The organism is Thermodesulfobacteriota bacterium, assembly GCA_026415035.1.
Classification (GTDB): Bacteria; Desulfobacterota; BSN033; order BSN033; family UBA1163; genus RBG-16-49-23.
The window spans coordinates 177,216-189,890 of sequence record JAOAHX010000003.1 but is presented as its reverse complement, the minus strand read 5'-3'; the positions used below and the strand labels follow the sequence as shown (position 1 = coordinate 189,890).

The 12,675-nt window shown below is 55.6% G+C and carries 13 protein-coding genes; 6 read left to right on the top strand and 7 right to left on the bottom strand.

Annotated features, from left to right (window positions below; genetic code table 11):
- Both N3G78_03500 and N3G78_03495 read right to left on the bottom strand, forming a co-directional pair.
- Entirely contained in the window at positions 1-825 is an 825-nt protein-coding gene (locus N3G78_03500) for an SCO family protein (GenBank protein ID MCX8116986.1), read from the bottom strand.
- 64 nt (positions 826-889) lie between these two features.
- Positions 890-1,378, bottom strand: coding sequence for a cytochrome P460 family protein (locus N3G78_03495; protein ID MCX8116985.1), 489 nt, complete (start codon positions 1,376-1,378; stop codon positions 890-892).
- Between the two features lie 154 nt (positions 1,379-1,532).
- Between N3G78_03495 and N3G78_03490 the strand changes: the two genes are divergently transcribed.
- Positions 1,533-2,393, top strand: a complete 861-nt coding sequence (locus N3G78_03490; protein ID MCX8116984.1) for a 3-hydroxybutyryl-CoA dehydrogenase — start codon at positions 1,533-1,535, stop codon at positions 2,391-2,393.
- Entirely contained in the window at positions 2,390-3,568 is a 1,179-nt protein-coding gene (locus tag N3G78_03485) for an acyl-CoA dehydrogenase family protein (protein MCX8116983.1), read from the top strand. Before N3G78_03490 ends, N3G78_03485 begins: the two co-directional genes overlap by 4 nt.
- Positions 3,569-3,599: 31 nt before the next feature.
- On the opposite strand, the gene N3G78_03480 is transcribed toward N3G78_03485, so the two are convergent.
- From N3G78_03480 to N3G78_03470, 3 genes are read right to left on the bottom strand one after another with little or no spacing between them, the layout of a single operon-like run.
- Positions 3,600-4,565, bottom strand: a complete 966-nt coding sequence (locus N3G78_03480; GenBank protein ID MCX8116982.1) for a xanthine dehydrogenase family protein subunit M — start codon at positions 4,563-4,565, stop codon at positions 3,600-3,602.
- A complete protein-coding gene (locus N3G78_03475; GenBank protein ID MCX8116981.1) occupies positions 4,562-6,853 on the bottom strand; it encodes a xanthine dehydrogenase family protein molybdopterin-binding subunit in 2,292 nt (763 codons plus the stop codon). Before N3G78_03475 ends, N3G78_03480 begins: the two co-directional genes overlap by 4 nt.
- Positions 6,837-7,346: a (2Fe-2S)-binding protein gene (locus N3G78_03470; protein ID MCX8116980.1), complete on the bottom strand. Its 510-nt coding sequence runs from the start codon at positions 7,344-7,346 to the stop codon at positions 6,837-6,839. The genes N3G78_03475 and N3G78_03470 overlap by 17 nt, the downstream gene beginning before the upstream one ends.
- 161 nt (positions 7,347-7,507) lie before the next feature.
- On the opposite strand from N3G78_03470, the gene N3G78_03465 reads away from it, so the two are divergent.
- Entirely contained in the window at positions 7,508-8,614 is a 1,107-nt protein-coding gene (locus N3G78_03465) for a CapA family protein (GenBank protein MCX8116979.1), read from the top strand.
- 84 nt (positions 8,615-8,698) lie between these two features.
- Entirely contained in the window at positions 8,699-9,235 is a 537-nt protein-coding gene (locus tag N3G78_03460) for a THUMP domain-containing protein (protein ID MCX8116978.1), read from the top strand.
- Positions 9,236-9,315: 80 nt separating this feature from the next.
- On the opposite strand, the gene N3G78_03455 is transcribed toward N3G78_03460, so the two are convergent.
- A complete protein-coding gene (locus N3G78_03455) occupies positions 9,316-9,450 on the bottom strand; it encodes a hypothetical protein (GenBank protein MCX8116977.1) in 135 nt (44 codons plus the stop codon).
- A gap of 126 nt (positions 9,451-9,576) precedes the next feature.
- Between N3G78_03455 and cobO the strand changes: the two genes are divergently transcribed.
- The gene (gene cobO / locus N3G78_03450) at positions 9,577-10,134 is read left to right on the top strand and encodes a cob(I)yrinic acid a,c-diamide adenosyltransferase (GenBank protein ID MCX8116976.1); all 558 of its coding nucleotides are present in this window, start codon (positions 9,577-9,579) and stop codon (positions 10,132-10,134) included.
- A gap of 36 nt (positions 10,135-10,170) precedes the next feature.
- Positions 10,171-12,285: an adenosylcobalamin-dependent ribonucleoside-diphosphate reductase gene (locus tag N3G78_03445; protein MCX8116975.1), complete on the top strand. Its 2,115-nt coding sequence runs from the start codon at positions 10,171-10,173 to the stop codon at positions 12,283-12,285.
- A 53-nt stretch (positions 12,286-12,338) separates the two neighbouring features.
- Here the strand turns inward: N3G78_03445 and N3G78_03440 are convergent, their stop codons facing one another.
- The gene (locus N3G78_03440; protein ID MCX8116974.1) at positions 12,339-12,638 is read right to left on the bottom strand and encodes a hypothetical protein; all 300 of its coding nucleotides are present in this window, start codon (positions 12,636-12,638) and stop codon (positions 12,339-12,341) included.
- Between the last annotated feature and the right edge of the window lie 37 nt (positions 12,639-12,675).

The window sequence follows — 12,675 nt, the reverse complement described above, 5'->3', positions numbered from 1 at the left end:
TTAATCCGCCTTCGAGGCCCTTCTCTTCCTCCCTCTCCAGAAGAGGAAGAGGACGAAGGACAGAGCAAAGGTCAACGTGACGATCCCCGTGATTTTTAAAGTATTGAAGACATACCGGCGACCCTTCGGATCGTAACTGAAACAGAACCTCAGGACCTTGGCGATGGTCGGGCCGGTCCTTCCCTCAGAGGCCTCGAGGAGGGCCATCCTCAAATCGAAGGGAAGGATTTCGGTACCGTAAAGATACCGGGTGATCTTCCCTTCAGGAGAGAGGACGATCACGGCAACAGGGTGGAGGAAATTCTTCCCTTCCCGTCTGAAATGGAACCCCGCGGCATCGGTCAACCGAAGGATGTTCTCCTTCTCGCCCGTCAAAAACCTCCAGGCCGTCTCCGGAAAGGGCCTTTCGATCATCTTGAGATAGAGCCCCTTCTTCTCGGAGGCGAGCTGGGGCGTTTCGGTCTCATCGAAACTTACGGAGAGGACGAGGTAGTCCTCGCCCGGAGTGGAAGGCAGACGGTTGAGGGCGCTGGCGAGGTTGGAGAGGAGGAAGTTACAGACGTCAGGGCAGGCGTAAAAGACGGGCGTAAAGATCGTGGGTTTATGGATCACCTCTTTCAGGGTGACGGGCCTTCCTGTTTCGTCATTAAAGGCGAGATGGAGAGGGAGCGCCTGACCCAGTTTTTCGTCGATCCCTACCCCCGGTGGGGCCACAGGCGTTTGTGGGGGATGGTCGGTATGAGAAAAAAGGAGGGAGGGAGGGAGGATGAAAACGAACCCCAAGAGTATCGCAAAAAAGAGGCCACCTCCCCCTTGAACAGACATACGATTTAAACGACTCCCGCTCCCTTAAGGATTCAATCTCCCCTTGTCGAAGAATGAAGGCCCTTCAGGGACGATACTTCGAAAAGACGTAATCCTTTTCCTTCTGGCCGAGGTGGCAGTCGTAGCAGCTCTTGCCCCCGTCTTTCACGAAGGATTTTTTCGTATCCTTTTCGAAGGCCTCGAATCCCCAACCGCCGGTCTCTTTGAATTTTTTCGAGTCCTTCTGCATGACGCCGATGAATTTCCTTGGCCCTTCCACATAGGCTCCTTGATCGACCGTTGCCTCCAAGAGATCGAAGACGATGACGGCGCCATCCGGGAAGGCCCCGCCCTTCTTATAAGCTTCCAGCCCTTTTTTGTTGACATAGATGTGATGGATCCCGCCGAAGGAGTTGAAGAGAGGGTGTTTGGGGTCGAAGATGAGCATCGACTTCACGTGGGTCCAATCCCGGTAACCTTCCGGATAGGCCACTTTCGCCTTTTCCTGGGCGTAGACCCCGAGGGTTCCAAGGAACAAAAAAATGAATAATAACCCCACCATCCTTTTTCTCATCTTCTTTTCCCTCTTTCTTTACAGATTTTTCCCCCCAATAAATGAAATCAATATAACAAAGAGGGGCCTCTTCCGCAACCTTCCAAAGCGGACGGTTTTGAATTCGTTGTAGCCGGGTTATAATTCCTAAAAAACGTAAAAAGGGGTGATGGAGATGGAGATCAAGAGGATCGGAGTGGTCGGAGCAGGCCAGATGGGCAGCGGCATCGCCGTGGTGGCGCTCACCTCGGGATATGAGGTCGTGATGCGGGATGTCACCCAGGAGGCACTCGAGAAGGGAAAGGGGAGGATCGTGGCCGACCTGGCAAGGAGGGTCGAGAAGGGAAAGATGGCCCAGGAGGAGAAGGAGAGGTGTCTTCAGAGACTTTCCACGACGGTGGAGATCGGGGATCTTTCTCGATGCGATTTCGTCATCGAGGCGGCCACGGAACATCTCCCTTTAAAGTGGGAGATTTTTAAAAGGCTCGAAGAGGTGATCCCGCGCCAGGCCATCCTGGCGAGCAACACCTCCTCGATCCCGATTACGAAGATCGCCTCGGTGACCCATCATCCCGATCGGGTCATCGGGATGCACTTCTTCAACCCAGCGCCGGTGATGAAGCTGATCGAGATCATCCGGGGGCTTGCGACCTCGGAAGAGACCTTTCAGATCACGAAGGAGTTGAGCCTGAAGCTGGGAAAGACCCCCCTGGAGGCGGCCGATTTTCCGGGCTTCGTCTCGAGCCGTCTGATCTTCAGCTACATGAACGAGGCCATCTACGCCCTCTACGAAGGCCTGGGGAAGGCCGAGGAGATCGACGCCATCATGAAGATGGGCGCCAACCATCCGATGGGGCCGCTGGAGCTGGCAGACTTCGTGGGGCTCGATACGGTTCTCTCCGTGATGAAGGTCCTCCAGGAGGGCTTTGGGGATAAGTACCGGCCCTGTCCGCTCCTCCAGCAGTATGTGGATGCAGGATATTTAGGCGTCAAGACCGGAAGGGGATTCTACCGCTACGAGGGAGGGAGACGATGATCGGCTTCGAACTGAGCGAGGAACAGAAGGAGCTCCAGGCGAAGGCGAGGCGCTTCGCTGAGGAGGTCATCCTTCCCGTGGCCGAACGACACGATCGGGAGGGCACCTTTCCCATCGATGTCATGAGACAGGCCCACCAGGAGGGCTATCTCACTCCCCTCGTTCCGAGGGAGTATGGGGGACAGGGATTGGGCGTGCTCGATACCTGCATCATGTCGGAGGAGTTGGCCGCGGGTTGCATGGGGATCTATGTCTCGATCTTCGTCAGCACGTTGGCCCTCTACCCCATCATCCGGTTCGGAACCCCTGACCAGAAGGAGAGGTTTCTCAGGCCCTTCTGCTCCCGATTCAGCCTGGCCTCCTACTGCCTGAGCGAGGTGACGGTCGGCTCCGACCCGGCCTCCATGAAGACCACGGCCGTTAACGCTGGGGATCACTACCTCCTCAACGGGAACAAGATGTGGATTACCAATGGGGGCGTGGCCAACCTCTACCTCGTCTTCGCAACGACCGATCCGAGCAAGAGGCATAAGGGGATCATCTGCCTCATCGTCCCATCCGAACTTAAAGGGGTGAGCCCTGGAAAGCCCATCGACAAGATGGGGCAGCGGGCCTCGAACACGACGCCCGTCTTCTTTCGGGAGGTGAGGGTCCCCAGGGAGAACCTTTTGGGAGGGGAAGAGGATGGCTTTAAGAAGGCGATGATCGCCCTCGACCTCACCCGGCCCATGATCGCCTCGGGAGCGGTCGGGCTTGCCAGGACCGCCTTGGAATTGGCCACCCGTTATGCCAAAAAGAGGGTTCAATTCGGAGTCCCGATCGCCCAGCACCAGGCCGTTCAATTCATGCTCGCGGAGATGGCGATGGGGATCGAGGCGGCAAGGCTTCTGGTCTACAAGGCCGCATGGCTCGCCGATCGAGGGATGCCCAACTCAAAGGAGGCGGCCATGGCGAAGGCCTTTGCCTCGGACATGGCTATGAAGGTGACAACCGACGCGGTTCAGATCTATGGGGGGATGGGATATACGAAGTGGCACCCCGTCGAGAAATTGATGAGGGATGCGAAGGTGATCCAGATCTACGAGGGAACGGCCCAGATCATGCGGCTCATCATCGCCAGAAGGCTTCTTCAGGAGGTGGAGCCTCCTTTCCTCCTGTCAAAGATCGGGGGCTAAGGCCTCGAGGGAAAATTTTCTTTGGGTTCGCTCAGAGAAGGGAGGTCAAGGCCTTCTCGATCAAGGCCTTGGCCAGAGGGATCTTATAGCCATTCTCCTTCAAGGGCCTCGCCTTCGCCAAGGCCATTTCGCTCGCCCTCCTGATCCGTTCCTCCGAGGGCTGCTTTCCTTCGAGGAACCCTTCCACCTCCTTTACCCTCCAAGGATAGGGTGCGACCCCGCCCAAAACGAGGCGAAGGCTCGAAACCTTCCCACCCTTGAGGATGAGGAAGGCCGCGACGCTCACAAGGGCAAAGGACCAGGCCTTTCGATCACCGGCCTTGAGAAAGATCCCCTTAGAACCCTTAAAAGGCCGGTTCAAGAGGACGGCGGTGATGATCTCGTTCCGTTTCAGGAGGGTCACCTGACGATCCCTTTCAGTTGGATTCCGGTAGAGCGCTTCGAGGGGGATTCTCCGCCTCCCTTTCGGTCCCACGATCTCCACCTCGGAATCCAAAGCGATCAGCGCTGGGGCCAGGTCCGAGGGATGGACCGCCTGGCAATGACCGGCTCCTAAGATGGCATGGTAAGCATTCTCGCCTCCGATGGCGAAACAGGCCCTTCCCCCTTTAAGCCAGCAATGGAAGGGGGCGTTCCGGTAATACCAGCATCGGGGGCGCTGGAGAAGATTACCCGCCAGGGTGCCCAGGTTTCGAAGCTGCTTAGACGCAACGAGGGAGGCGGCCTGGGAAAGCAAAGGAAAGCTTTTGGCAAAAAGGGGGGCCTCCTCGATCTCTGCGAGGGTAACGAGGCCACCGATTCGCACCATTTTCCCTTCAACGATTTTCTTCAATCGAGGGATGGCCTTGAGATTGACCATCCGATCGACCCTCCGAATTCCCCTCTTCAATTCTCCCAAAAGGTCGGTCCCCCCTGCGAGAGGATAGGAGTGCGGCTTGTTTAAGAGCCTTATCGCTTCGGAGATCGTGGAAGGGGTGAAGAATTCGAAGGGCCTCATCTCCGACCCTTTTGAATTATAGAGAGCACTTTTCCCCTCGTAATGGGAAGTTCCTTGATCCGGCAGCCGAGGGCGTCTGCGACGGCATTTCCGATCGCGGCCGCGGTTGGAATGATCGGGGGTTCTCCCACCCCTTTTGAAGCCAGATTATTTGCGCGAGCATCTGGTGAATCGATCATCTCCACCACCAATTCAGGACAATCGGATAGGGTTGGGATCTTATAATTTTCGAGATCTCCGGTAAGCACCGAACCTGTGACCCGATCGACGATGCGATTCTCCGTCAGGGCGAATCCAATTCCCTGAAGGACTCCCCCTTCGATCTGACTCGAACAGGTCAAGGGGTTGACGATCCTTCCAGAATCGTGGACGGCCACGATCTTCTTCACCTCTACTTCTCCCATCTCGATATCCACCTCGACCTCGGCAAACTGGGCCCCGAAGGTATTGACGTTAACGTCCTGGGGATTTGGGCTGCGGCTTCCGCGGCCGATGATCATGTAGTCCCCCAGGGGAGAGAGGAGGTCCTTCACCTGGATCGGTTCCTTGAGGAAAGGGCTATGGATCCTGGAATTCTGGATGGTGAGGGACTCCGGAGGGATGTTAAGCAATTGGGAGAAGAGGTCGAGTATTTGGTTGCGAGCGTCGTGGGCCGCCTGACGGACGGCTGGCCCAACGCTTGCGAGGCTCATGCTCCCTGCGCTCACCGGAGCGTAGGGGCCGGTTTGGGTATCGCCGATCTCCACCGAAATGTTTTCGATGGGAAAGCCCAGTTCTTCTGCAGCGATCTGGGCCAAGGCCGTCAGGGTGCCGGTTCCGATCTCCTGTGTGCCGGCAATGACGGTGGCTGTTCCGTCAGGATTTATCTTGATCAGGGCATGGGCAGGAGGCCCTCCGCTTCCCCCCCAGATCTGCGAGGCCATTCCGAAGCCCTTTCTTTTGGGCCCTTCCATCGTCCTTTCTCGCCTCTGCCATCCGATCCTCTCTGCACCGATCCGGTAGGCCTCCCTCAGGTTTTTGGAGGAGTAGGGCCTTCCGGTCACTTGATCATGATCGGCGTAATTTTTCAATCGGAGGTCGAGGGGATCGATCCCCAACCTCTTTGCCAACTCGTCCATTAAGGATTCGAGGGCGAAGGTCCCTTCTACATAACCTGGAGCCCTGAAAGCCGACATGGGTCCCGTATTGGTAAAGACGGTATACTGAACGGTCCTCACATTGGGGCAGGCATAGAGCTGCCTCACCGGCCCACCCACGGCAGGAGGCCAGACGATGTAGGCCCCTCCTGCTGAAATCACCTTGAGATCGATGGCGGTCAGGGTTCCGTCCTCTTTGGCGCCGATCCTTAGGTATTGGAGGCTCGAGGGCCGGTTGCCCGTGGAAAGATTCTCTTCATGGCGGTCGAGGAGGATCCTCACGGGCCGGTCGGTCATCCGGCTTGCGATGGCCGCAAGGAGGGTATACTTTCCGAGCCGCGTCTTGCTTCCGAAACCGCCTCCCATATGGTTCTGAATGACCCGAACTTTGTGGAGAGGTAGTTGGAGAAGTTCCGAGAGGGCTTCCCGGACCCCGAAGATGTGTTGGGTGGAATCCCAGACCGTGAGACGGTCCCCCTCCCAGAGGGCGAGGCTTCCGTGCGTCTCAAGGGAGTTGTGGAGGGCGGTCTGGGTCCTGAAGACGTCCTCGACGACGATGCTCGCCTCCTTCAACCCCTTTTCTACGTCCCCGCGTTCATAAATTTCGGGCTCGCCCCTGAAGAGATTTCCATTGGGATGAATCTTTGGAGCGCCCGGTTTGAGGGCCTCCTCGGGGTCGAGGACGAAGGGGAGGGGGAGGTAATCGACCTCGATAAGCCCGAGGGCCTCCTCGCAGATCTCCTCTTCCTCCGCGATGACGCAGGCGATCTCGTCGCCGGCATACCGGAGCGTCCTATCGAAAAGGAAGGACTGTCCGTCGTAAAATGGGATTTTGGGGGCATTTTTGAAGGTGAGGACGAGGCGGACGCCCGGAAGGCTCTCGGCCTTCCGGGTCTCGATCTTTTTGATCTTTGCGTGTGGAAGAGGGCTTCGGAGGATCTTTCCGTAAAGCATCCGGGGAAGCTTCATGTCAGCCGTATAGATCGCGCGGCCGGTGACCCGTTTCCTACCGTCGATCCGCCTCTGCTGCTTGCTGACGATTTTGAGATCGCTTTCAGATCCCCAGGGTCGGAGCTCCTCTCTTTCGAACACCGCATACTCTTCGAAGCGGTGGCCTTCGAACTCCCTTTCCACTTTAATGACCTTGGCCATCTCTCCTTTTCTCCCTCCGAAGGACCTCACCAGCCTGAAGGACGGCTTTGAGGATTTTAGGATACGAGCCGCAACGGCAAAGGTTTCCCGAGAGGTGGCCTTCGATTTGCTCCACGGTGGGCACGGGATATTTCCGGAGCAGGGCCACAGCAGACATGATCTGACCCGGGGTGCAGAAACCGCACTGAAGGGCATCGTGGTCGAGGAAGGCCTGCTGGACCGGGTGGAGCCTCCCGTTCTTTTCGAGCCCCTCGATGGTCTCGATGGACTTCCCTTCGCAATCGATCGCAAGGGTCATGCAGGCATAGATGGCCTGGCCATCGAGGAGGACGGTGCAGGCCCCGCATGTCCCTTCGTTGCATCCCCTCTTGGCCCCGGTCAATTCGAGATCGTCTCTGAGCAGGTCGAGAAGGGTCCGGCGGGGGTCGATGGCGATCCGGTGATCTTCCCCATTGACCCTCAAACGGACAATCACCTTGGAAGCCTTGGGCATCCTCTTGAGCCTCAGACCTACAAACCGGAACTTTTTCGAAAGCCCTCAACTCATCATACCGTTTTAGGGCTTCTTTGTCCACCTCTCATCTCCTCCTAATAGAAGATCGGATATTGCCCTAATCCGAAGAGCCTATTTAAAATAAAATTGGGAGGGATTAGATGTCCGACTCCATCACCCTTTTTCTAACAGGGGATGTCATGACCGGAAGGGGAATCGACCAGATCCTTCCCCATCCGAGCGATCCGACGTTACACGAGGGTTATGTCAAAGACGCAAGGGTCTATGTGGCCCTCGCTGAGGAGGCAAGCGGCCCGATCCCCCGTCCCGTTTCACCCCGATATATTTGGGGAGACATCTTGGAGGTGGTTCAGCGGATGGGCCCCGATCTGAGGGTGATCAACCTCGAAACGAGCATCACCCAAAGCGACGATTGTTGGCGGGGAAAGGAGGTCCATTATCGAATGCACCCAGAAAATATCGGGGTCCTCACCACGGCCAAGATCGACCTCTGCGTCCTTGCCAACAATCATGTCCTCGATTGGGGTTACACAGGGCTCAAAGAGACCCTTGAGACGCTTCGGAAGGCAGGGATAAAGACCGCCGGTGCAGGGATGGACCTTAAAGAGGCCCAAAGGCCGGCTATTATCGAGATCGAAGGAAGGGGGAAGGTGATCGTCTTCTCTTTCGGGTCGACCACGAGCGGGATCCCCTTGGAGTGGGCCGCCTCTGATAAAAGCCCTGGTGTCAATCTGCTCCCATCCTATTCGGAGGAGATTCTTGAACGGATCGGGGAAGAGGTCAGGTGGGTGAAGGAGAAGGGCGATATTGTCGTGGCCTCGATCCATTGGGGTGGAAACTGGGGGTATTCGATTCCTCTTAGGGAGATCGATTTTGCCCATCGACTGATCGATGAGGCGGCCGTGGACCTCATCCATGGCCATTCCTCCCACCACGTAAAGGGATTCGAGGTCTATAAAGGAAAGCTCATCCTCTATGGTTGCGGCGATTTTTTAAACGATTATGAAGGGATCGGTGGGTACGCCTCTTACCGGGCCGATCTGGGCCTCATCTATCTTCCGAGATTAGATCCCTCCACGGGAAAGTTGCTCCGTCTTGAGATGGTTCCCACCCGGATCCGATCCCTCCGGGTCAATCTAACTACTCAGGAGGAAAGGGTTTGGTTGACCCATCTTTTGAACAGGGAGGGCGAGAGATTCGGGGTGAGGGTGATGCTGACCGAAAGGTACGTCATCTCCCTGCATTGATCGTTGGAGCGAAGGGACGGGGATTGACTGAAGAGCCCAAGGCGGTGAAAACCGGAGTCGAAGGAAAAGGGGGTGCAAAAGTCGGTGAAAGAATCGAACCTTCTCATTTCTACCTATTGGGGACAAGAAAAGAAGGCCCTCCATTTCTTGAGCCAACACGGTGAATTCAAGAGATCCGGGTTCAAGGATGTCCTCCTTGGCCATGTGGAAGATGTGAACCTCTTTCTCGAAAAGATGGAGAGGATGAGGCAGGAGGAGCCCGAACGGATTAACTTTATCAGTCAGATCGTGCCGTTAGAGCGAACCTTCTATTTCGAGCTTCCTCAATTTATGGATCGATTGAAAGAGGTCCTCCTTCCCTATGTCGAGAGGATAGGGGAGCAGAGGTTCTATGTGAGAGTGAGAAGGAGGGGACACAAAGGAGATTTTTCCAGCCAGGAAGTCGAGAAGGGAATCGCCGAATTTCTGATCGAAAACCTTGAAAAATTCGGGAAGGAAGCCCACGTGAGCTTCCGAGATCCCGAAATGATTGTCGTGATCGAGACGATCGCCAACTGGGCAGGCGTGAGTCTGATCACCAAGGCGATGAAAGAAGCCTTTCCTTTTGTTAGGGTGAAGTGATTGCCTTTTTCCCTACCTTATCTGATTTTAAACCCAACCCCTTTTGATTTGGGCCTCCTCTCCGCGGGTAGATTTACCAATTATCTACCCCATTGGGGACCACAAAAACCTCCGCAACAGACCCTATGTTGGGCAGGGCCGAACCAACAGCAGTCGTAGTAGGTCAACACCGGACTTTTCGTTTTATGTTCCCTCTTTTTGACCCTTTGTTTCATCTTTCATCACTCCTTTCAATCTAAAAATAAGCATCCCAAGGCATCTTTCAAGTGGAATATGGCATGGTCCCTCTCTGTTTGACCCCTGCCCAAAAAAGCATTATTTTAAGTTTAGGGAAACGAAATATGAACGTGAACCGGTTGACTCCGAAGGAGAGAAAGGGCCTGGTGGTCGTCATTACAGGCCAGGGGAAGGGAAAGACGACTGCGGCCTTAGGAATGGCGATAAGGGCCTGCGGGCACGGGATGAAGGTGGTGATCATCCAGTTCATGAAGGGCGATCTCTACACCGGGGAGTGGGATGGCGTCAAAAAGATGGATTGCCCCGTCGAATTGATTCCGACGGGAAAGGGATTTTGCGGGATTCAGGGAAATCCCTACCCCTTTAAAGAGCATCGGCGAAGTGCCCAGGAGGCAATACAGCTTGTTCACCAGAAGCTCGATTCCGAAGAGATCGATCTACTCATCCTCGATGAGATCAACAATGCCCTTCGACTCCATTTGGTGGACCTGGATCAGGTTCTGGAGATAATCCGGAAAAAACCCCCTCATATGCACCTGGTGCTTACGGGGAGGGATGCCCATCCCCGGGTGATTGAGCTGGCGGATACCGTCAGCGAAATTCTTGAGGTAAAACATGCCTACCGGCAAGGGATAGAGCCACAGCCTGGCATCGATTACTGACCGTGGAGCGAAACCCCGGGCAAGAAGGTGAACCCTATGAGACCTGAGCAGGTCAAAAAGAGAGACGGTTCTTTGGCCCCGTTTGATCCGAGCAGGATCGAGGCCGCTATTGAGAAGGCGGCTCTGGAGGTGCTCAAGGACGGGGAACGATCGAAGCGGGTCGCCTCTTCGATATCGGAAAAGGTGGTAAAAAGGCTTGAGGCCCCCACGGGAGATCGCGTTCCAAGCGTGGAGGCGATTCAGGACCTTGTAGAAACCGTCTTGATGGAGGAGGGGTATATCCAAATCGCACGGGCCTACATCCTCTATCGAGAGAGGCGAAGTGATATCCGGATGACAAAACGGGCGCTGAGGGTCGTTGACGACCTTAAGCTCTCCATTCCCGCCATGGAGGTCCTACGGAGGCGATACCTCCTGAAAGACGACCAGAGGAAGGTCATCGAAACCCCGAGCGAGATGTTTCGCAGGGTGGCCTCCCATGTCGCCCGGGCAGAAGGGGAGTTTAACTCGTTGGATAAGGTTCAAGAGGTAGAGGATCGATTCTATCTGATGATGAGGGGTCTCGAGTTTCTTCCCAACTCTCCTACCCTCATGAACGCCGGGACCTCCTTCGGCCAGCTCTCTGCCTGTTTCGTGATCCCCGTGGAGGACTCCATCGAGGGCATCTTCAAGGCCCTCAGCCAGATGGCGATCATCCATCAAACGGGTGGGGGAACGGGGTTCGATTTTTCGAGGTTGCGTCCAAGGGGAGATTTGGTCTTGACGACCAAGGGTGAGGCCTCAGGCCCGGTCTCTTTTATGTCCATTTTTGACCATGCCACCGGAGTGATCGTCCAGGGTGGAAGGCGACGGGGAGCAAACATGGGCGTGCTTCGGTGCGATCATCCGGATATCGTGGAATTCATCGAATGCAAGCTGAAGGGGGAGAGGTTTTCCAACTTCAATCTCTCCGTTGGGATCACCGATCGATTTATGGAGGCCGTGATTAAAGACGGTTCCTATGACCTCGTCCATCCGAGAACTGGCCAGAAGAAAAGGATCAAGGCCAAGCCCGTCTTCGACCTCCTCGCCTATTCCGCTTGGCATACGGGCGATCCAGGGGTGATCTTTTTGGACGAGATCAACCGAAGAAACCCCACACCGGAGATCGGCAAAATAGAATCGGTCAACCCCTGCGGGGAGCTGCCTTTGCTCCCTTACGAGAGTTGCAACCTGGCCTCGATCAATCTCGCCAAGATGGTCAGGGGAAATCGGATGGATTGGGAGAAATTAAAAGAGACCATCGTCTGGGGGATAAGATTCCTCGACGACGTGATCGAGGTCAATCGTTTCCCTCTTCCGGAGATCCGGGAGATAACGATGGGAAATCGAAAGGTGGGGTTGGGGGTGATGGGGTTTGCCGACCTCCTCATTCTCCTCGGGATTCCTTATGGATCGGAAGAGGCCTATGCCTTCGGATCGAAATTGATGCGTTTCTTCCACCAGGAGTCCTTGAAGGCGTCTCAAGCCCTTGCCGAAGAGCGGGGGGTTTTCCCGAATTACGAAAGGTCCATTTATCCCGGGAAGGGACTTCGGTTGAGAAATGCTACGGTCAATACCGTGGCTCCTACTGGGACGATCAGCATCATCGCCGGCTGTTCGAGCGGGATCGAACCCCTCTTCGCCGTGACCTATGTGAGGAACGTCCTTTCGGGGACGAGACTCTTTGAGGTCCATCCGATCTTCGAGGCCATGGCCCGGGAGAAAGGATTTTTCACCCGGGAACTTCTGGCGGAGATTGCGGGCCGGGGATCCATCCAAGGTATGAAAAAGATACCTTCCGATGTGAGGAGGCTCTTTGTGACTGCCTTCGATCTTCAACCCGACCAGCACCTCAAGCTTCAAGCGGCCTTTCAGCGCCATACGGACAATTCGGTCTCCAAGACGATCAACCTCCCTCCGGAGGCAACCGTAGAGGATATCAAGAAGATCTACCTTCAGGCCTATCGGCTAAGATGCAAGGGGATCACGGTCTACCGTTATGGGTCGAAGAAAGGGCAAGTCCTTTCTTTCGACACCGTGATAGGGGATGCGGATCAACCTCTGGGAGGGCCCTTCCTCGTGGAGACCGAATATTCAGGGGGATGTCCGGCTGGCCTCTGTCCCTACTGAAATTAAAAAGCCCTCCCACGGGGGAGGGCTTTTTCAACGGAAAACCCCCGAGGTTATTGAACCGGGATGCTCACCTTGTACTCCCAGTCCTTCAGAGGGGCATAGATCCTCAGGAGGCCGTTTTCGAATTTGGCTTCGGCCTTATCCGGGTGGATCTCATGGGCCAGCATGTAGCAACCTGCGTACTCGACGTCATCGCCTCTGGGGGCCGTGACGCAGAAACTATCCTTTCGCATATCCAGGGAGATACTCTCCTTTCTCGCCCCCGGAAGTTCCAGTTCAATCTTAAGACGACCGGCTTTGTCGTCGTGAGAGAAGCAGGCGCAGGGTGTAAATTGTCTTTTCTCGTTCATAAGAGCACCTCCTTTCTCTACACCTTAAATATAGAAA

Excerpts from the sequence above, each read along its gene's own strand:
- N3G78_03500 (MCX8116986.1), bottom strand. The coding sequence starts at position 825 with ATGTCTGTTCAAGGGGGAGGTGGCCTCTTTTTTGCGATACTCTTGGGG.
- N3G78_03495 (MCX8116985.1), bottom strand. The coding sequence starts at position 1,378 with ATGAGAAAAAGGATGGTGGGGTTATTATTCATTTTTTTGTTCCTTGGA.
- N3G78_03490 (MCX8116984.1), top strand. The coding sequence starts at position 1,533 with ATGGAGATCAAGAGGATCGGAGTGGTCGGAGCAGGCCAGATGGGCAGC.
- N3G78_03485 (MCX8116983.1), top strand. The coding sequence starts at position 2,390 with ATGATCGGCTTCGAACTGAGCGAGGAACAGAAGGAGCTCCAGGCGAAG.
- N3G78_03480 (MCX8116982.1), bottom strand. The coding sequence starts at position 4,565 with ATGAGGCCCTTCGAATTCTTCACCCCTTCCACGATCTCCGAAGCGATA.
- N3G78_03475 (MCX8116981.1), bottom strand. The coding sequence starts at position 6,853 with ATGGCCAAGGTCATTAAAGTGGAAAGGGAGTTCGAAGGCCACCGCTTC.
- N3G78_03470 (MCX8116980.1), bottom strand. The coding sequence starts at position 7,346 with ATGCCCAAGGCTTCCAAGGTGATTGTCCGTTTGAGGGTCAATGGGGAA.
- N3G78_03465 (MCX8116979.1), top strand. The coding sequence starts at position 7,508 with ATGTCCGACTCCATCACCCTTTTTCTAACAGGGGATGTCATGACCGGA.
- N3G78_03455 (MCX8116977.1), bottom strand. The coding sequence starts at position 9,450 with ATGAAACAAAGGGTCAAAAAGAGGGAACATAAAACGAAAAGTCCGGTG.
- cobO (MCX8116976.1), top strand. The coding sequence starts at position 9,577 with ATGAACGTGAACCGGTTGACTCCGAAGGAGAGAAAGGGCCTGGTGGTC.
- N3G78_03445 (MCX8116975.1), top strand. The coding sequence starts at position 10,171 with ATGAGACCTGAGCAGGTCAAAAAGAGAGACGGTTCTTTGGCCCCGTTT.
- N3G78_03440 (MCX8116974.1), bottom strand. The coding sequence starts at position 12,638 with ATGAACGAGAAAAGACAATTTACACCCTGCGCCTGCTTCTCTCACGAC.